The sequence below is a fragment of the Pseudomonas sp. SJZ080 genome, from assembly GCF_007828295.1.
In the GTDB taxonomy this organism is placed as follows: Bacteria; Pseudomonadota; Gammaproteobacteria; order Pseudomonadales; family Pseudomonadaceae; genus Aquipseudomonas; species Aquipseudomonas migulae_A.
Genome location: NZ_VIUK01000028.1, coordinates 47,611 through 66,321 on the forward strand (window position 1 = coordinate 47,611; position 18,711 = coordinate 66,321).

General features: G+C 57.9%; 20 protein-coding genes and 2 pseudogenes. 7 read left to right on the forward strand and 15 right to left on the reverse strand.

The genetic code is table 11. The features are described from left to right. Positions 1 to 164: 164 nt before the first annotated feature. The gene (locus FBY04_RS33380; protein ID WP_084317879.1) at positions 165 to 398 is read right to left on the reverse strand and encodes a DUF2798 domain-containing protein; all 234 of its coding nucleotides are present in this window, start codon (positions 396 to 398) and stop codon (positions 165 to 167) included. Between the two features lie 57 nt (positions 399 to 455). Continuing rightward, positions 456 to 1,175, reverse strand: a complete 720-nt coding sequence (locus tag FBY04_RS27360) for a cysteine hydrolase (protein WP_084317880.1) — start codon at positions 1,173 to 1,175, stop codon at positions 456 to 458. A gap of 153 nt (positions 1,176 to 1,328) precedes the next feature. On the opposite strand from FBY04_RS27360, the gene FBY04_RS27365 reads away from it, so the two are divergent. Next, complete coding sequence (locus FBY04_RS27365; protein ID WP_145318355.1) at positions 1,329 to 2,225, forward strand: AraC family transcriptional regulator; 897 nt, start codon at positions 1,329 to 1,331, stop codon at positions 2,223 to 2,225. 132 nt (positions 2,226 to 2,357) lie between these two features. Here the strand turns inward: FBY04_RS27365 and arsJ are convergent, their stop codons facing one another. The 11 genes and pseudogenes from arsJ to FBY04_RS27425 all read right to left on the reverse strand — a co-directional run bounded on the left by arsJ (position 2,358) and on the right by FBY04_RS27425 (position 9,963). Beyond that, positions 2,358 to 3,578, reverse strand: coding sequence for an organoarsenical effux MFS transporter ArsJ (gene arsJ / locus FBY04_RS27370; protein WP_084317882.1), 1,221 nt, complete (start codon positions 3,576 to 3,578; stop codon positions 2,358 to 2,360). Positions 3,579 to 3,587: 9 nt separating this feature from the next. Beyond that, positions 3,588 to 4,592 (reverse strand): ArsJ-associated glyceraldehyde-3-phosphate dehydrogenase, encoded by a 1,005-nt coding sequence (locus tag FBY04_RS27375; protein ID WP_145318358.1) that lies wholly within the window; start codon positions 4,590 to 4,592, stop codon positions 3,588 to 3,590. Between the two features lie 23 nt (positions 4,593 to 4,615). Beyond that, a pseudogene (locus FBY04_RS27380) lies at positions 4,616 to 4,810 on the reverse strand (protein phosphatase); the annotation flags it as partial. A 39-nt stretch (positions 4,811 to 4,849) separates the two neighbouring features. Beyond that, positions 4,850 to 5,566 carry an arsenical resistance protein ArsH gene (gene arsH, locus FBY04_RS27385; protein WP_084317885.1) on the reverse strand — a complete coding sequence of 239 codons (717 nt, stop codon included), beginning with the start codon at positions 5,564 to 5,566 and terminating at the stop codon, positions 4,850 to 4,852. Beyond that, a pseudogene (locus tag FBY04_RS27390) lies at positions 5,559 to 5,732 on the reverse strand (arsenical-resistance protein); the annotation flags it as partial. The pseudogene FBY04_RS27390 and the gene arsH, both read right to left, overlap by 8 nt. Positions 5,733 to 5,906: 174 nt before the next feature. Then, positions 5,907 to 6,377, reverse strand: coding sequence for an arsenate reductase ArsC (locus FBY04_RS27400; protein WP_145318361.1), 471 nt, complete (start codon positions 6,375 to 6,377; stop codon positions 5,907 to 5,909). Between the two features lie 42 nt (positions 6,378 to 6,419). Next, positions 6,420 to 6,776, reverse strand: coding sequence for a metalloregulator ArsR/SmtB family transcription factor (locus FBY04_RS27405; RefSeq protein ID WP_145318364.1), 357 nt, complete (start codon positions 6,774 to 6,776; stop codon positions 6,420 to 6,422). Positions 6,777 to 6,784: 8 nt separating this feature from the next. After that, the gene (locus FBY04_RS27410) at positions 6,785 to 7,198 is read right to left on the reverse strand and encodes an arsenate reductase ArsC (protein ID WP_084317888.1); all 414 of its coding nucleotides are present in this window, start codon (positions 7,196 to 7,198) and stop codon (positions 6,785 to 6,787) included. Between the two features lie 328 nt (positions 7,199 to 7,526). Continuing rightward, positions 7,527 to 8,882, reverse strand: coding sequence for an FAD-dependent oxidoreductase (locus FBY04_RS27415; RefSeq protein ID WP_145318367.1), 1,356 nt, complete (start codon positions 8,880 to 8,882; stop codon positions 7,527 to 7,529). 14 nt (positions 8,883 to 8,896) lie between these two features. Beyond that, positions 8,897 to 9,400, reverse strand: a complete 504-nt coding sequence (locus FBY04_RS27420) for an arsinothricin resistance N-acetyltransferase ArsN1 family A (protein ID WP_145318370.1) — start codon at positions 9,398 to 9,400, stop codon at positions 8,897 to 8,899. Between the two features lie 65 nt (positions 9,401 to 9,465). Next, positions 9,466 to 9,963: a MarR family winged helix-turn-helix transcriptional regulator gene (locus FBY04_RS27425; protein WP_084317891.1), complete on the reverse strand. Its 498-nt coding sequence runs from the start codon at positions 9,961 to 9,963 to the stop codon at positions 9,466 to 9,468. A 338-nt stretch (positions 9,964 to 10,301) separates the two neighbouring features. On the opposite strand from FBY04_RS27425, the gene FBY04_RS27435 reads away from it, so the two are divergent. Then, positions 10,302 to 11,381 carry an ArsO family NAD(P)H-dependent flavin-containing monooxygenase gene (locus FBY04_RS27435; protein WP_145318373.1) on the forward strand — a complete coding sequence of 360 codons (1,080 nt, stop codon included), beginning with the start codon at positions 10,302 to 10,304 and terminating at the stop codon, positions 11,379 to 11,381. A 125-nt stretch (positions 11,382 to 11,506) separates the two neighbouring features. On the opposite strand, the gene FBY04_RS27440 is transcribed toward FBY04_RS27435, so the two are convergent. Continuing rightward, complete coding sequence (locus FBY04_RS27440; RefSeq protein ID WP_145318375.1) at positions 11,507 to 12,835, reverse strand: HAMP domain-containing sensor histidine kinase; 1,329 nt, start codon at positions 12,833 to 12,835, stop codon at positions 11,507 to 11,509. Beyond that, positions 12,832 to 13,491: a response regulator transcription factor gene (locus FBY04_RS27445; protein ID WP_084317894.1), complete on the reverse strand. Its 660-nt coding sequence runs from the start codon at positions 13,489 to 13,491 to the stop codon at positions 12,832 to 12,834. Before FBY04_RS27445 ends, FBY04_RS27440 begins: the two co-directional genes overlap by 4 nt. A gap of 132 nt (positions 13,492 to 13,623) precedes the next feature. Between FBY04_RS27445 and FBY04_RS27450 the strand changes: the two genes are divergently transcribed. The 5 genes from FBY04_RS27450 to FBY04_RS27470 all read left to right on the forward strand — a co-directional run bounded on the left by FBY04_RS27450 (position 13,624) and on the right by FBY04_RS27470 (position 18,442). After that, positions 13,624 to 13,947, forward strand: coding sequence for a PepSY domain-containing protein (locus FBY04_RS27450; protein ID WP_084317895.1), 324 nt, complete (start codon positions 13,624 to 13,626; stop codon positions 13,945 to 13,947). A 92-nt stretch (positions 13,948 to 14,039) separates the two neighbouring features. Continuing rightward, complete coding sequence (locus FBY04_RS27455) at positions 14,040 to 14,510, forward strand: DUF2271 domain-containing protein (RefSeq protein ID WP_084317896.1); 471 nt, start codon at positions 14,040 to 14,042, stop codon at positions 14,508 to 14,510. Positions 14,511 to 14,535: 25 nt separating this feature from the next. Beyond that, complete coding sequence (locus FBY04_RS27460) at positions 14,536 to 16,716, forward strand: PepSY domain-containing protein (protein ID WP_145318378.1); 2,181 nt, start codon at positions 14,536 to 14,538, stop codon at positions 16,714 to 16,716. Further along, positions 16,700 to 17,671 (forward strand): FAD:protein FMN transferase, encoded by a 972-nt coding sequence (locus FBY04_RS27465; protein ID WP_256667191.1) that lies wholly within the window; start codon positions 16,700 to 16,702, stop codon positions 17,669 to 17,671. Before FBY04_RS27460 ends, FBY04_RS27465 begins: the two co-directional genes overlap by 17 nt. 69 nt (positions 17,672 to 17,740) lie before the next feature. Further along, entirely contained in the window at positions 17,741 to 18,442 is a 702-nt protein-coding gene (locus FBY04_RS27470) for a VIT family protein (protein WP_084317898.1), read from the forward strand. Positions 18,443 to 18,711 lie beyond the last annotated feature (269 nt).

An 18,711-nucleotide genomic window follows, 5' to 3' on the forward strand; every position in this document is an offset into this window, starting at 1 on the left:
ATGAACGAATCGAAATGTCGATCGAGAGAAGCACGCAAGTCTGATTTTTCATATCGTTAGCTAGGTCTGGCAGTTATTTTCTGACACTCACCTATTAGTCTCAATTCAATCTGACCCGCTGTAAAATACGTCGAAACAGCGTCTCCCAATTCAGCCGGAAGATCTTAAGAATCCTCTCGCACCACAATCGACGTCAGCCGCCCTATCAGCGGTGTCGCAAGTAACACGAATGGTACGATCGTTATCCAGGCAATCAACCAGGCTTTGAATCCATACGAAAATAACTGGCTGGCCGAAAGGTTTGATGGACTGGCTATGGCGGTAGCAATAGCGCATGTAATTGCGGATTGAATGACCGCAGAAGTTCGCTGGCGAAATCGCCGATGGAGCTTGGGCATTTCCGATACTCCCAGACGGCTGCGTCGCAAGTAGCGAGCAGCCGGCTCGTATGGACCTTACTTGGCTTGAAGCAACTCGACAGTTTCCGCCGTCGTCAACAGAGCGTTGGCTATGTAGCGGAAGTTGATCAGAGCGGCCAGATAACCGTCCCCTTCCGGGGTGGTAGGGCCAGCGGTAGCATCACGGACCACGGCCACTTCGAAACCCTGCTCTAGCAATTCCCGCAGGTGGGACTCGATGCAAAGGTTGGCCGCCATGCCTGCCAAAATGATCTGCGACACACCGTGCTTGCGCAGTTGCAGTGCCAGGTCGTTGGTTTCCGGTCCGTAGACCTTGTGCGGTGAGGCAATGATGGTTTTGCCGTCGAGGATGTACGGCTTGAACTCCGGCATGAAATCGGCACCGGAGTTTTCAAAACCGTCGAGGGTCAGCGGCCCCTTGCGATCGAACATGCAGATGCTGTGCATGACCTTTTCCAGCGGCCCGCCAAATTGCCATTTGTGGTCGCACGGGTAGTAGTAATGCGGCGAAACAGCCACGGTAATGCCCGCATCTTTAGCCGCGGCGAACAACTGGCCGAGGTGATTGACCACGTCGTGCTCGACGATGCTCTTGCCGAATACCCCCCAGCTCACACCTTCGGGACTCAGGAAATCGATTTGTGGGTCGATGACCACCAGAGCAGTCCGGGAAAGGTCAATTTTCATACCTGGATTTGGCAGCGCAGGGTTGGCTGGATCTGCGTAATGTGCGAGGCGTGGTGTGTCGTTGCTCATGACAATTGACTCCGATCGTAGGTAAGAAAAGTCGCTCTATGCCATGGCGCCCCATCGGGCCGTTGTTTACCATCGGCGAGAACTTCATCCTATCTCCACGTTCTGATCCGGTTTTGTCAGCACGTACACAGTCTTTATCTGGTCGTCGCTATCATGGATATCCTGTCCGAATTCTTCGAACGCACGAACCTTCAGGGCAGGCTTTTCTTCTCTGGTCGGGTCGATGGCACCCTTGTCCTCGATAAGCCGCCGGGTATGGCGTTTATCCATGTCATCAGTCAGGGCGGTATCGACATGGTTCAGCCTGGGTTGCCAAAGATTTCCATTGCCGAGCCCAGCGTGCTGTTCTGTCCGAGCAGTTGTCGCTATCAACTGCGCTCCAATACGGTTGAGGGATCTGAGTTAATTTGCGCCTCGTTTCAATTTGGACGAAACACACTGCAACCCTTCCCTCTCGGGCTCAAAGAAACACTCATTTTTCCAATCAGGGAGCTAGTGAATCTAAGCCCGGTGATTGGCGCGCTACTCGCAGAATTCCAGGACTGCAGTGCAGGAAGAACCAAAGCGCTGAACCTGCTGCTGGAATACATATTTGTCCTGATCGTGAGGCGTGCCGTTGCAGACGGGCTGATATCCAGTGGATTGCTCTTTGCCCTTCAGGACGGGCGCCTCGGCGCGGTGTTCAACCAAATCCATTTACGACCGGATGCGCTTTGGAGCGTCGAGAAACTGGCCGGCCTGGCGAACATGTCCAGGTCGAAGTTTTCTGCCTGTTTCACCCAGATTATGGGGATATCGCCAATGGGGTACGTCACCGCATGGAGGATGAAGGTGGCGCAGGACATGCTTCGTGAGGGAGTTCAGATCAAGGTGATTGCTGAGTCAGTCGGCTACAGTTCCCAGGCGTCTTTTTCAAAGAGCTTTCTGAACGTGATTGGTTACCCTCCCGCTGAGTGGCTGAAACGCGACGCCAATGCAGTACAGCCGTCAGTGACGGCACACGTGCAAGCGGCACAAAACCACGCAGAATCTACGGCCTACGATATTTAGTCGACCGAGATCGAATGAGTGTGGGCTTTTGCGCTGGTTTTGGGAAAATCTCATCCGTTGATCGCTGCCAGCCAATGCCTGCTGTGAGGTCGTTTATCGCCCAGAGTGAGAGGCAGCAATCGGCTGAAGCGGTCATTCACAAGACGCATGGCGAGGCAATGCGATTGAAATCAAAGCTGCCAGCAGAACGAATGCGCTCGATATCCATAAGCACGCGCCCAGCCCAAACACCTGATAAACCCAACCGGAAAGCACCGTGCCGATCAGCCGCCCCATGGCATTCGACATGTAATAGAACCCTACGTCCAGCGACACGCCGTCTTCCTTGGCATAGGACACGATCAAGTAACTGTGCAGCGACGAATTCACTGCGAACAACGCGCCAAAGACCATTAATCCTCCGAGCAATACCACCTGTTGTGACAGCCCGGTGTTCAGTCCAAGAGCAATGGCCGCAGGCAGCCCTGCCAGTGCAAGTGCCCACAGAAATGCCGCACGACCATCCGGTACGTGCCCACGTTTCTTTCCGGTGATGTTAGGCGCGAAGGACTGCACGATGCCGTAGCCAATCACCCAGGCCGCAAGGAAGCCGCCAACCTCCCAGAAGTCCCAGCCGAACACGCTGCTCAGGTACACCGGCAAGGCCACCACAAACCAGACATCTCGGGCGCCGAACAGGAACATTCGGGCCGCTGAGAGGATATTGATCGCCCGACTCTTGGAGAGGATGTCGCGAAATTTTGGCTTGGCTTTGGCCTTGCCCAGGTCCCTCTTCAACAGGATCAAGCTGCTGATCCAGATCAGCGCCAGGACTCCCGCCATGGCCAGCAAGGCACCTTTGAATCCGATCAGAGCCAACAAGGCCCCGCCAAGAAAGAAGCCGACACCCTTGAGTGCATTCTTCGAGCCGGTGAGGATAGCCACCCACTGGTAGAGCTTGCCTTGCTGCCCACCTGGCACCAGAAGCTTGATGGAGCTTTTGGCACTCATCTTGTTCAGGTCTTTGGCAATCCCCGACAGCGCCTGGGCGCCCATCACCCACGGGATGGTTAGCCAGGCTACCGGAACCGTCAGCATCAGCAGTGCCGCGACCTGGAGGCCCAACCCGATGTTCATGGTTCGGTTCAGACCCAGCCGAGCGCCGAGGTAGCCCCCCACCAGGTTAGTGATCACGCCAAAGAGTTCGTAGAACAGAAATAATGCCGCGATTTGCAGTGGGCTGTAGCCCAACGCGTGAAAGTGCAACACCACCAACATGCGCAAGGCGCCGTCGGTGAGGGTGAAGGCCCAGTAATTGCCCGTAACGAGCAGGTACTGCCGCACTTCCGGCGCAAGGGCTGACAACGCTTTCATGACCGCTCCCTAGTCTGCCAGACCGACCATTTTGGCCAGTTCGACGGTGCGGTTGGCATAGCCCCACTCATTGTCGTACCAAGCATAGAGTTTGACCTGGGTGCCATTAATGACCATGGTCGACAGCGCGTCGATAATCGATGAGCGCGGGTCGGTACGGTAGTCGATGGACACCAGTGGACGTTCCTCGAAACCCAGGATGTCTTTCAGCTCGTTCTCTGAGGCTTCCTTGAGGAACTGATTCACTTCTTCAACAGTGGTGGCCCGCTCGACCTCGAAGACACAATCGGTCAGCGAAGCGTTGGCCAGCGGCACGCGTACCGCGTGACCATTCAGGCGTCCACGCAGTTCCGGGAAGATTTCAGCAATAGCAGTGGCTGAGCCTGTGCTGGTCGGAATCAAACTCATCCCGCAAGCACGCGCACGGCGCAGATCCTTGTGCGGCTGATCGAGAATGCTTTGGGTGTTGGTCAGGTCGTGGATGGTGGTGATCGAGCCGTGACGAATGCCCAGCTTTTCGTGGATGACTTTCACCACTGGCGCCAGACAGTTGGTGGTGCAAGAAGCCGCGGTGACGATGCGATGTTCAGCCGATTTGAACAACTGATGGTTGACGCCCATGACGACGTTCAACGCGCCTTTTTCCTTCACGGGGGCGCAGACCACCACACGCTTAACGCCCTGATCCAGGTAAGCCTGCAACACCGCCACGGTCTTCATCTTGCCGCTGGCCTCGATCACCAGATCGCAACCCGACCAGTCGGTGTCGGCAATCGCTTTGTTCGCGGTCACCTTGATGCGCTTGCCGCCAATCACCACTTGATTGCCTTCTGCGCTGGCTTCGTTGTGCCAACGACCATGCACAGAGTCGAAGTTGATCAGGTGCGCATGGGTTACTGCATCACCAGCTGGATCATTGATCTGCACGAATTCAAACTCTGGCCAGTTCCAGGATGCTCGCAGAGCGAGGCGACCGATCCGACCGAAACCATTGATGCCAACTTTGATAGTCATGTTGTTGTGCTCTGTGTCTGTTGTCAGTGGGAGTTCGACGGGGTGTCGAACTGGCCGATGTATTCGATATGGGCGGGATGTTGAATGGCGCGTGGTCGCAACGACTGAACATCGCGGAGGGCATCGCTGAATGGCACACCGCTCTCGATCAACAGTTGAGCGGCGACCAAACCAGTACGCCCTGAGCCGCCCTTGCAATGGATGGCAATGGCTTTCCCTTCGATCGGCAGCTGATGTTGTTGCACGGTGAAAAATCCTCAGATGGAGCGCTGATTGACACGTTTCATGAGTTCTTCCGCCGACTCCTTGCGTTCGGAATAACGATCCACCAGATAGTCCTGACGGTCGCGAAGCAGCAGCGTGAATTTCACCAACTCTTCCATCACATCAACGACGCGGTCGTAGAAAGGAGAAGGTTTCATCCGGCCGTTATCATCGAATTCCATATAGGCCTTCGGCACGGAGGATTGATTGGGGATGGTGAACATGCGCATCCAACGTCCCAGCACTCGCAGCTGATTGACCACGTTGAATGACTGGGAACCGCCGCACACCTGCATGACCGCGAGGGTTTTGCCCTGGGTCGGGCGTACCGCGCCCATCGCCAATGGCACCCAATCGATCTGCGCCTTGAACACTGCACTCATATTTCCGTGACGCTCTGGAGAGCACCAGACCTGTCCCTCGGACCACAATACCAAGTCGCGCAGCGCCTTCACGCGTGGATGATCGTCGGGTGCATCATCTGGCAGCGGCAAACCGGACGGATTAAAAATCCGCGTCTCGGCACCGAAGTGTTCCAGCAGTCGAGCGGCTTCCTCTACCAGCAGACGGCTGAAGGAGCGCTCCCGGGTCGATCCGTACAACAGCAAAATGCGCGGCTTATGGGTCGAGGTCTTTTCGATACCGAGCTTGTCAGTCGATGGGAGATCAACCAGTTCGGTTTCGAGTTGGGGAAGATGATCATCAAACATAGTCTTTGTCCTGCGCAACGGCGCTCTTGGATTCATCAAACCAGCGGCGTTTCAACCAAAGGGCCACACCAACCAGAGAAATCAGTACCGGTACTTCCACCAGCGGACCAATCACCGCGGCAAAGGCGACCGGGGATGCCAGGCCGAAGGTGGCAATAGCCACGGCGGATACATCATCACGATCAAGCCAATAGCAATCGGGATGTTGGCTGTACCCACAGAAAGACTGTTGAGCCACCGCGGCCAGCCTTCGAACAAGCTCCCTAATCCAATGCCCAAGGCCATGGCGAGAAAAATCCACAGGGTCAGCGGCTTTTGCTCATGATCATTGCTCCTGTGATTACAACGTACCAATCAGGGCCAGCTCTGCCTTGAGCTGTTCGGCGCCCAGTTGGGAAAGCGGTAAGGCCAGGAAGGCTTCAATACGGGTTTTGATCTGCTCCAAAGTGGCTTCGAAAGCCGCCTCGATCGCGGCTTGAGTCCCGTGGTATTCCGAAGGATCAGCCAGCCCCCAGTGGGCTTTGGTGGCAGGTCCAAAAAATACCGGGCAAGCTTCACCGGCCGCCTTGTCGCACACCGTGATGACGAAATCGGGAGCCAGATTCACATGGACATCACTGGACTTACTGAACAGCCCGACCGTAGAAATACCAGCTTTCTCCAACGTCTTGAGACTCAGTGGATGCACCTCGCCTTTAGGCTGACTGCCAGCGCTGCAGGCTTTCATGCCTTGCGGTGCCAAGTGATTGAAGGCTGCCTCACAAAGGATGCTGCGACAGCTGTTGGCAGTGCAGAGGAACAAGATTTTCATCGAACGATCTCGTAGTCGAAGGCGGAATCAGACGATCCAGCGTTAACAGCACACGGCTGCACGTTCAGGACGGTCACCCATTTCATCAAGCCGTTTGGCATCGGGACTCAACCAGTGCTTGTTGCTTTGAAGCACGGTGGTCAGCACTTGATGAACCCAGTCAGGAAGATTCGGGTGCAGCCGGTAATAAACCCATTGGCCTTGCCGACGGTCTAACAACAGGCCACAAGTTCGCAGTTGTGCGAGGTGCCTGGAGATTTTGGGCTGACTCTCGTTCAATGCGCAGGTCAGCTCGCAAACACACAGCTCTTCTTCGCGGGTGATGAGCAACATCGTGCGCACCCGAGTGTCGTCAGCCAGGCATTTGAAAACAGTGGTCGGTGTCAGATGGTCAGCCATATCGGTTCTCAATGTTTGTTTTTGACCAAGACGAACATTTTGATGCGCTCATGAATCTCGTGGAGGGTGTGGCGGAAGGCATCGGGTTTGGTGCTGGTCACCGGGTCCTCAAAACTCCAGGCCAATGCTTCACCTGATCCAGGTAAAGACAGGCATTCGGCTGCGGATTTATCACACAAGGCAATGACGTAATCGAAACGCTCACCACGGAATTCGTCTATCGACTTGCTGCGTAACCCTTCGCCGCTCACACCGATGTGTGAGAGCGCCTCAAAGGTACGCGGATCTACCTGAGTCGGAGTTGTGCCGGCACTGAATGCCTCGAAATGCTCTGAGTCGGTATGTCTCAACAACGCTTGGGCCAACTGGGAGCGAGCAGCGTTGGCGGTGCAGACGAACAGGACACGGGCTTTGCTGGTCATTGTGAAGCCTCGGCTGATATATGGCTTAGCGAATATATGTTTTTCCGTATACGAGGTAAAGAGTCAACGACGGATTAATCCATCAAAACGATTGGATTCCGCCGACCACCTTCAATGAAAGCTCTGTATTTAGGCGCCAGCCACGTCAATCGCTTGCCGGGTCTTTTCGGATAACCTCGGCGGTGCATATATGGTTTTTGTAATGAATCTGTCACTTACGCAGAAATAGGTCGCTCCTGGGTTCAAGGACGACCTGGACATGCAGAAGAAACAGGAAGCCCCCTCCGAACCCGTCCCTGTCGTCTAGAACGAGTTCGGTGGTTGGGCACTAGGGTTTGCAACAACCCGGCGAGCTACGAGGTACGACCTCAGGGATTGCTCCTCCCGCGCCACAACAGGACGCCTGACTGGCAGAAGCCTTCGAGCGATCATCGGCTTCATCGAAATCCGAGTTGCATACGCCGGTCTCCGGGAGGACCAGATCCACCCTTTTGGCGGCATCCCAATCGCCCGCCAATGCCGCAACGACAGACCGAACCTGCTCATACCCCGTCATCAACAAGAACGTAGGCGCCCGGCCATAGCTCTTCATCCCCACAACGAACAAGCCTTGCTCGGGATGGGCCAACTCTATCGCGCCGTGGGGTCTGACCGTACCGCAACTGTGCTCGTTGGGGTCAATCATTGGAGCCAGCTGCACTGCGCTTTGGGTCGCTGGATCAAGTGCGATACGCAGCTCGGCGAGAAGGCTCATGTCAGGGCGAAATCCAGTCGCCACAATGATTTCGTCCACCGGTGGAAGTAACTGCTCTCCCGCCTTCACGGCCAGTCCTTCGCCATCGCCAACAACCTGATCGATAGCGACGTTTTTGAACAACTCGATCACGCCGTCACTCAGCAACTGGCGAATCTTCAGACCGAGCTTTCCGCGCTCTTCCAACTGATCATTTGCACCACCACCCAGAATGCGCTCAAGGGAATTACCCCGGATCACCCAGAACACTTTGGTTTGCGGCGCCTCTTGGGTCAGGCGCACCAGGTCCTGGAGAGTATTGAACGCGGAGTGACCACCACCTACCACCAACACTCTTTTGTTGGCATAACGATTCCGGGCACGACCCAGCACCTGCGGAATGCCGTACGCAATGTGCGCTGCATGTTCGATCTCGCCCAAGGCCGGGATGCCATGGGCACCCATCCAGTTTGGTGTCCGGTAGGTGCCCGAGGCATCAATGACAGCGCTGGCCAACACATCCCGCTCACCCGATGGCCCTGCGACACGCAGCAAAAAAGGAGCTGTCGATCTGCCTTGGGTCTTCATCACATCCTGTCCGACCCGGGTGACTGCCAGAACACGGGAATCAAGCTGCAAGTGACGCTTGATCTGTTCGAGGTCCGCGAGAGGTCGAACAAACCGGTCCAGCAGTTCACGACCCGTTGGGTACTCGTTCTCCGGTGGTGGAGTCCAACCATCGGCCAGCAGAAGTTTGGCCGCCTCCTTGTCCACATTGAACTGCCACGGAGAGAACATCTTCACATGCGCCCATTCTTCAATGCTCGCCCCAGCTTCCGGACCCGCTTCCAGAATCAGCGGAGTGAGCCCTCGGGCCAGCAGGTGGGCAGCGCTGGCGAGGCCCACCGGACCCGCTCCAATGATGGCAACTGGTAGGCGAGTGCTTTCCATGATCGACTCCTTTTTCAGGCTGGCTGATTGTTCGGAAACAGGTGCTCGACAATCGCGCAGTCGAGCCAGCGTCCTTCCAGGCAGGCGTGTTTTTCATACACACCCACTTGGCGGAAACCGCAGGCTTTGCACAATGCAATGCTGGCGTGATTGAAGGTAAAAATGCGTGAAAGGACTTTCCAGAATCCGCGAGCTTCGGCTTCCTCCAGCAGCGATTGAAGCAACTGCTTGCCGAGCCCCTGGCCGCGAACACTGCGGTCCAGGTAAATGGAAAAATCCGCAATACCGTCGTAACAGGCACGAGCGCGATAACTACTGAGTCCTGCCCATCCCACAACCTGATCCGCCTCATCGACCAAGACCAATACTGGATAACGCTCCATTGAGCGGATGCGATCAAGCATATCTGCCGAAGTTCGAGGGTGCGTTTCAAACGTAGAGCTACGTTCCTCGATCCCTTGGTTGTAGATGGCCGCTATTGAAACGGCATCCCTGGGCCCAGCTAAACGAACTCGCATTATTGGAGCTCCACTACGTTGGTAGTAACAACATTATTGGCAAAAAAAGGGAACTTCTTCCCTTTTCAATCCTTGTTCTTCACGGCTGGGCAGCACTCGCTCACAAGCCCGCAGCGAATCTCTGTGGCCCGCGTAATCTGCCTGAGCAAACTCAACGCTCCCTGCCTGGCCTCGGCCGAGAGGTTCTCGATCATCGCTCGCTCCTCGGCAATCAGATCAGCCCTGATTTTCGCGTATAGCTCACGTCCAGCATCCGTTGCCTGAATTCGCACCGCTCGCCGATCCTCATCATCCTCAACGCGGGACACATACCCTTTGCGTTCCAGGGTATCGATCACGCGACTCGCCGTGCTCTTGTCCAAGAACATTTCTTCCGCCAAGAGCTGAAGGCGCAATGCCCCCCTTTTGACCAGCGTTTCGACCGCATAGCACTGGGTTACCGATACGTCGTAACAGCAGATCCGATCTCGATCACGGAACTGATGGACGCGAACGAGCTGGTTCAACGCCTCGTACAAGTCTTCAGAATCCTGAGTTAACTGCTCGTTTTTACCCTTTGCCATAACCGTCACAATTTAGTTGTTAGCTGCAACAATAATCCCGGCATCCCAGAATCGTCAACACCGACCTCCGGTTGACGTTAGTCAAACGAAGGCTCCAGATTGTTGTAGATGACAACAGTACTTGCGTCTCCGATAGCCAAAGAGACGGGATAGCCCATCACCCGTGTGGTAGGCGGCCTGTCCTGGGGACTGCTGGTAGCGGGAGCGTCCTCGCCGGCAGTCATTCGAAACATTTAATCAATGTCGATCAGCCTCCTCAACCTATGAGCTAGATCAGTTGGATTCAAACTTGGGTCGCTATACTGGCTACCGCCCAGCATCGACTTTAGGTTTCCACCATGACTCCTTCGCCCAGCGACCAACGAGATGTAGTCATTATCGGTGGAGGTCAGTCAGCCTTGGCGGTAGCGTATTTCCTGCGCCGAACTCGACTTTCGTTCGTCATCCTCGACGCAGAGGAAGAGCCCGGTGGTGCCTGGCGGCATGGCTGGAACTCGCTGCGCTTATTCTCTCCGGCCACCTGGAGTTCAATACCCGGCTGGATGATGCCGCCCGCGCAAGAAGGCTATCCCACACGAAATCATGTAATCGACTATCTCAACCAATATGAGCAGCGCTACCAATTTCCGGTGGAACGCCCGGTTCGGGTCGTTTCCGTGGAACGTTTAGAGTCTGGCTTACGAGTAAGTTCTGACGGCAAGTATTGGGATGCCAAGGTTGTAATCAGCGCTACCGGCACCTGGAGCAATCCGTATATCCCTCACTACCCTGATGCCGAGTTATTCGCCGGTCGGCAATTGCATTCCGCGAACTATGTCGATGCACAAGCGTTTGCTGGCAAGAAGGTTTTGGTGGTGGGTGGTGGCAATTCAGGAGCGCAGATTCTGGCAGAAGTATCCAAGGTCGCCGAGACCACTTGGGTAACCGCCACTGAACCGGTCTTTTTGCCTGACGATGTGGATGGACGGGTGCTGTTCGAGCGCGCCACTCAGCGCTTGAAGGCCCAGCAAGAGGGACGAGTCATTGACCAGCCGGTCGGCGGGTTGGGAGACATCGTCATGGTGCCACCCGTTGTAGAAGCCCGTGAGCGTGATGCTCTCAAGTCTGTACGCCCATTTGAACGTTTCACTCGCGATGGCGTGATGTGGGCCGATGGATCTGAATCTGCAGTGGACGCGGTCATTTGGTGTACCGGGTTCAGGCCCGCACTTCAGCATCTGGATACGTTGGGGGTGATCGACACTGAAGGTCGCGTTAAGGTCGACGGCACTCACTCGATCCAGGAACCAAGACTATGGCTGGTGGGCTATGGCGAGTGGACAGGTTCGGCTTCCGCCACGCTGATCGGTGTAACACGCACAGCACGCAGCACAGTCAATGAGATCGCCGCCTATCTTGGCGATCCGTCCGTGCACTAGTGCGCCTACACCCCAGGAGTAGAGGACACGAATGAAATGAGCCTGTGGACGCGCCGAACTCAACTTTCGCTCGTTATTCTCGACGCTGAGAAAAAGCCAAGTGGCGCCTGACGACCTGATTGGAACTAGGCAAGCGGTAACCAGACGCACACTTCGAACCCCTCCTTTCGACCTGTTGCAGGGGAAAACAATTTCATTCTCGCGTTGACCCCCTGCACGATGGTTTTGGTAATCGCCAACCCCAGCCCTGAACCACTGATTTCACTGTGACCGCGCACAAAGCGCTCTGTCAGGTGCTGCAATACCGACTGCGGCACCGCCGGGCCGCTATTGACCACCCGTAGCTGTGCCTGTTCGGTGAGACTGACACCGATCGGTTGATCCGCTGCCCCGTACTTCAGCGCATTTTCGATCAGGTTGCGCAACAGGATGCCAAAGGCGTCCGGATCAATGGTCGAGTACACGCAGGTCTGGTTTGGCAGCTGCAACTTGATCCGGTGCCCACTGCGGTTGTTCCACTCATCAACCACATGGGCAAGCAAAGGAATGAGGTCCTGAGGCGTTTCGGACAACAGGCCACCGCCTTCGGCCTTGGCCAGTTGCATGAGTTTTTCCGAGAGCCGCGCCAGCTCGCGTAACGCGTTTTCGATTTTCGCCGCACGTACTCGCAACGGGCCCTCGGGCGCCTCTTGGTGGAGTCGCTGGATTTGCGCCAGGGTTGCCGCCAGTGGCGTACGCAGTTCATGGGCGCTGTTGGCAGTAAAGCTGCGTTCGCTCTCCAAAGCCTTGCGCAAGCGCTCCAGCAGATGATTGACCGCCTCCGCCAGTGGTGCGATTTCCGCCGGCAATCGCGCCCCGCTGATCGGCGACAGATCACCCACCCCACGAGTCTCCACGGCACGACGATAGGCCAATACACTGCGCAAGCTGATGCGCACAAACAACCACGTGCCTAACAGACTGATGGGAATCAGCGCCAATAATGGCAACAACAAGGCAAGCAACGCTTCACGTGCCGCTTCACGGCGGTGTTCCAGAGGTTCGGCAATCTCGATAAACACTGTTTCACGTAGCGCACTGGCGCCGTACAGACGGTATTTTTTTGTGGTTGAAAAGCCTTCGGCCGGTTGTTGGCTGAAGATCTTCGGGTTGGCGTCGTGGGACTGCATCAGGATCTCGCCCTTGGCATCGCGCACCAGATACGTCAGGTATTCCTTGTGCATTTTCAGGGTGGCGACATGTTGTGCCTCACTGGGGTTTTCCCGGTTGCTGATTTCCAGCACGGCCAGGGGCAGGATGCGCTGCGCGGTCTCTTCCAGCGCGCTGTCGAACGCCTCGTTCAATTCATGTTGCACCACCAGCCAGGCGCCAACGGTGGCCGCCAGCCATAGTAAGGTCGTGCCCAACGTCAGCCCCAGGCCGAGGCGTTTTTGAAGGCTTGACGACGGCTTCATGCGGACATCAACCGGTAGCCCATGCCCCGCACGGTTTCAATCAGGTCGCGCCCGAGTTTTTTACGCAGCCGACTGATGTAGACCTCGATGGTGTTGCTCTCGATTTCGGCACCGAAGGCATACAACCGCTCTTCTAGTTGCGACTTGGACAGCAGCGCGCTTGGGCGCTGCACAAACGCTTCGAACAGCGCCCACTCCCGCGCGGTCAGGTCCACCGTCGCACCGGCCCGCAACACCGTGCGGGCACTCATGTCGACCTGCAAGTCGCCGAGTCTGATCTGTGGATTGGGGTTGCCGCTGTAGCGCCGGGCCACCGCCGCCACACGGGCCGAGAGCTCGAACAGGTCGAACGGTTTGACCAGGTAGTCGTCGGCGCCCGCGTTGAGGCCAGCGATACGATCGGAAATCTGATCCTGGGCGGTCAGGATAATCACCGGGGTCACGTCCCCTGCCGAACGTTGCTGACGCAGAAAATCCAGCCCCCGACCGTCCGGGAGCATCAGGTCCAGCAGGATCAGGTCGTAAGGCGTGGTGCGCACGCTGTTGCGCGCATGGTCCAGGCGCTGCACCCAATCGACGGCGTGGCCGTCATCGGCGATCTGCTCGCGCACCGCCTCCCCCAACCCGGGTGCGTCCTCGACCAATAAAACCCGCATCTGGCAGCTCCTGTGATGGTTGTCGTGCAGCACCTTAAACGCCTTACCTGACGTGAATCTGAAGATTCAGCTGGTTGTCAGGAATGCACCTTAGGGTATGCCACAGACGCCGACCTCGGCAGGAGACAGATCATGAAAACAGGTTTTATTGCCAATGCCACGCTGTTGAGCCTGCTGCTCAGTGGTTACGCCCTGGCCGATGACGATTGCAGCGACCCGGTGAGCGACTGGCAACCGCGCGAAACCTTGCGTCAGCAGGTCGAGCGGCAATACGGCTGGAGCGTGCAACGCATCAAGGTCGACGACGGTTGTTACGAGCTCAAGGGGCTGGATCGAAAAGGCAACGCCATCGAAGCCAGCTACTCACCCGCCTCGCTGCGTTTGCGCACACTCGAGATCCATTTCCGCGACGACGGCGATGCCAGGGATTACCTCGGCAGCCCGCTCACCGAATGACGCCTCACCTGTCGATGAGTTTTCCCTGCGCTTCAGGTTGCTGTCAGCAAGCAGGTCCAGGCTCTCGACCTAACGATCAAAAGGACACCCTCATGAAAAAGATCATCGCAGCCACCTGCCTTGCCGGCGCCATTGCCCTGCCGGGTCTGGCCCAGGCTCGTGAAGTGACCTTGACCACGCAGCTCAAGGACTACAACGGCAATGATGCCTATCTGGCGATCTATGTCACCGACGCCAACGGCCAATACCAGAAAACCCTTTGGGTGGCCGGCAAGAAAGCCAAGTACTACAAGCACCTGGGCGACTGGGCCCGTGGCAGCGGAATGAACCCGAGCGAGTTTGACGGGGTCAGCGGCGCCAGTGTCGGCAGTGGGCGCACGCTCAAAGTCAGCGTCGAACTGGCAGACACCCTGATTGATGCCGGGTATCAGATCCGCATCGACAGCGCCGTCGAGGACAAACGCGACGCTCGTGCCGATGTCAGCGTGCCGTTGACATCCAACGGCGCCGGCAAGCCGGCGACCGGCAGTACCTACGTCGAGTCCTTTACTTACGATCTGTAGCACCCGCCATTTCTGGAGGCTGAACATGCTTCGTCAGTTCCATTCCCTACCTGGCCTGATCGCCGCCCTGCTGGTCATGTTGTTGGCCATCAGCGGCGCGATTCTGTCTGTCGACCCGGCCCTGGAACGCCTGCACAGCACGTCCACTCCTGCCGGACAACTGAACGTCGGTCAACTGGCCGGGCGCGTTGCCAGCCACTTTTCGGGCGTGGAGCAGATCCAGCGCACAGCGTCCGGTTCGGTGATCGTTTACTACAACCAGAACGGCCAGGCCGAGGCGGAACAGGTCGACCCACTGACCGGCAAAGGCCTCGCACCTCACGAACCCTCCTCGTTCACACGCTGGGTGAAAGACCTGCATCGCTCGCTGTTTCTTGGCACGCCGGGCTATGGGGTGGCGGGTGTCGGCGCGCTGTTCATGCTGATGCTGTCGGTGTCCGGTACGCTATTGCTGGCCCGGCGCCTGGGCGGCTGGCGTAACCTGCTGCGGCCGTTGCGGGGCACCTTCAGCCAGCGCTGGCATGCGGAAGTCGGGCGACTGACACTGCTCGGGCTGCTGCTGTCGGCATTGAGCGGGCTCTACATGTCAGCCACCACTTTCGGCTTTATCAACGACGGCAGTCAAAGTGAGCCTGCCTTCCCCGCCCACGTCAGCGCCGGCCCGGCCTTGCCGGTGGCGACGCTGCAAGCCTTGCAGGCCACCGACCTCAACGATCTGCGCGAGCTGGTTTACCCGAGCCCTGGCAACCCGAACGATGTGTTTTCCCTGCGCACGGCCCAGGGCGACGGCTACGTGGATCAGGCCAGCGGCGCCTTGTTGTCCTATCAAGCCCATGACTCGATGCACAACCTCTACGAATGGATCTATCAGTTGCACACCGGCGAAGGCCTCTGGTGGCTGGGCCTGCCGCTTGGACTCTGCGCCCTCTGCGTGCCGTTGATGAGCGTGACCGGCATCCTGTTGTGGTGGCGCCGCCGTAAGGCTGGCCCGAATATCCGCCACAACAGCCCTGCCCACTCCGCCGACAGCGTGATTCTGGTGGGCAGTGAAAATAACAGCACCTGGGGCTTTGCCAAAACCTTGCACGACGCCTTGCACCAGAGTGGTCATCAGGTGCACAGCGCGGCGATGAATGATTGGGTGGGTGATTACCGCAAAGCCCAACGGGTGTTCATCCTCACCGCGACCCACGGTGACGGCGATGCGCCGGCCTCGGCTTCGCAGTTCCTGGCGCGGCTGGCCAAAACCGGCCTCAAGCCCGGTCTGCCTTTTGCGGTGCTGGGCCTGGGCGACCGTCAGTTTGCGCAGTTCTGTCAGTACGCCCATCAGGTGCAGGACGCGATGTTGCAGGCCGGTGGCTCGCCATTGCTGGGGTTGGAAACCGTCAACCGCCAGTCCTCTCAGGAGTTTGCCCGCTGGGGTCATGCGTTGGGCGAAGTATTGGGGCAGGATCTGGTGCTGGTTCACACCCCGCAGCAGCCGCGTACCCATCAATTGCAGCTGACAGATAGGATTGCCTATGGCGAACAGGTGAATGCACCGACCCACATCCTGCGCTTCAAAGCCTGCGGCGAGCTGCCGGGTTTTCTGGCCGGTGACCTGGTCGGGATTGTGCCCCCCGGCAGCCCGATCCCGCGTTTCTACTCGCTGGCCAGCGGCTCCCAGGACGGCGTGCTGGAGATCTGTGTGCGTAAACACAACGGTGGCATGTGCTCGGAATTCCTTCATGGCCTGAACATCGGCGCGCAGATCGAAGCTTTTATCCAGCCCAACCCGCAATTTCGTCCGGCGTCAGGCGCGCACCCGGTGATCCTGATCGGCGCCGGTACCGGCATCGGTCCTCTGGCCGGTTTTATCCGCAACAATAAGGCCAGGCACCCGATGCACTTGTATTGGGGCGGGCGCAACCCGACCTCGGACTTTCTCTATGAACCGGAGCTCAACCAATACTTGTCAGACCGTCGCCTCACGGCACTGCGCGCGGCGTTCTCTCAGGCTCAGGACCGCTGCTACGTTCAGGACCGGCTGATCGGCGATGCCTTGGCTTTGCGCCGACTGATTGAAAAAGGTGCCCAGGTGCTGGTGTGTGGCAGCCGCGAAATGGCCAAAGGCGTGATGCAGGCCTTCGATGAAGTGTTGGCGCCTCTCAACCTGAGTGTGCTGACCCTCAAGGCACAAGGACGCTACCGTGAAGACGTCTACTGAGTTGCAGTGCTATAGCCTGAACGGCGAAACCATGGGCACTCGCTACACCGCCTTGTTTTATGCCGGGGCCGGGATCGATGCCGACAACGTTGGCCATCGCCTGGCGCACGCCGTGGCCCGAGTGGACCAGCAAATGTCCACCTGGAAACCCGACTCGGACATCAACCGCCTCAACGCCGCCCCCGAGCAGGAATGGGTGTCCGTGCCCAAGGAACTGGCCACGGTGCTGTCTGCTGCACTGCGCGTCAGTCAGCAATCGGGCGGCGCCTTCGACATCGCTGTCGGAGACCTGGTGAACGCCTGGGGGTTCGGCCCCGGGGAACAGACAATCACAGAGCAGGCGATCGGCACGATGCCGCTGCGCGCACGGCTGTTGGCCAGCGCCGCATTGGTGGTTGACCCGCAACGCAATCAGGCGCGCAAGCGCGTGCCGCTGAACCTTGACTTGAGTGGCATCGCCAAAGGTTTCGGCGTGGATGAACTGGCCGGTTGCCTGGAGGGTTTGGGCATCACCCGCTACCTGGTCGGCATCGATGGCGAAATGCGCGCCAGGGGCGTCAAACCTGACGGCCAATGCTGGGTCGTGGCCCTGGAAAAGCCCCACCGGGGCGTGCGTGAAGTCATGGGCGTGATGGAACTTGGCGATGCCGCTATCGCGACCTCCGGGGACTATCGACATTGGGTGGACGTGGCCAGTCAGTCCTATGCTCATACCATGAACCCGGCCACCGGCGCGCCGCTGTGCAACCCGCTCGCCGCCGTCACCGTGGTGGCGGCCTCGTGCATGCTCGCCGATGCCTGGGCCACGGCGTTGATGGTCCTGGGCGAAACCGAGGGCCCACGTCTGGCTCAGGAACGCGGCATGGACGCGTTGTTCGTGCTGCGCGAGGGTGAACAATTCAAAGAAATATCCATTGTCGGCGGCCAGTTGCAGGCGCAAATTGAAACTCGCTGACACCGATTGCCGGCCCGCTCGGAACCCGTCCGACGTGAACCGCCGAATGACAGGGAGTCCTGTTAAACAATGAAATTCATGCACAGGCACACCGAGGCACACCGAAGCGATCGTATCGGCTGGCTGCGCGCCGCCGTCCTGGGCGCCAACGACGGGATTGTCTCTACCGCCAGCCTGTTGATGGGCGTCGCGGCCGCCAATGCCAGCCACGCCACATTGCTGGTCACCGGAATGGCGGGCCTGATGGCCGGAGCCATGTCCATGGCCGCTGGCGAGTACATCTCCGTACATTCCCAGGCCGATACCGAGCGGGCCGATCTGTCCCGCGAACGGGCAGAACTGTCGAGCGACCCGAAAGCCGAGCACATCGAGCTCGCCAACATCTACATGCATCGCGGCGTATCACCCGAACTGGCCCATCAAGTGGCCGATCAATTGATGGCCCATGACGCACTGGGCTCTCACGCCCGGGACGAGCTGGGCATCAGCGCCACCCTCACCGCCAAACCCTTGCAAGCCGCCCTCGCCTCCGCCGCCAGTTTCGTGGTGGGTGCCGCGTTACCGCTGGCGGTGACGTTTGTCGCGCCGGAGCACAGCGTGGTGCCCTGGATATCAGGCATGTCCTTGGTGTTTCTCGGGACACTAGGCGCCATCGCCGCCAAGGCCGGCGGAGCCAAGGTCATCACCGGGGCCTGGCGGGTGACATTCTGGGGTGCGCTGGCTATGGGCATTACTGCAATGGTGGGATCGCTTTTCGGAGCGGTGGTTTAGTAAGGCGTACGCTCTCGAAACGCAAAGGGGGAGGCGGAGGTTGTTGGTTCTTGCCAATCAGCGCCCCCCTTGTACAGCCTTTACAGAAACAACGCGCGACCTAAGATTTGAGCAACTGGAAACTGAAAATACCAAGGCCCCCAGAAGGAACACATACGTACTCCACGCATCACAGATTGAGTTCAGACCAACTATCCACAATTAGGGATACCTTCACGCCCCCCCTTCCTTCTCGCTACTCCCTCGTTTGTCGTATGGCCTTCTCTACA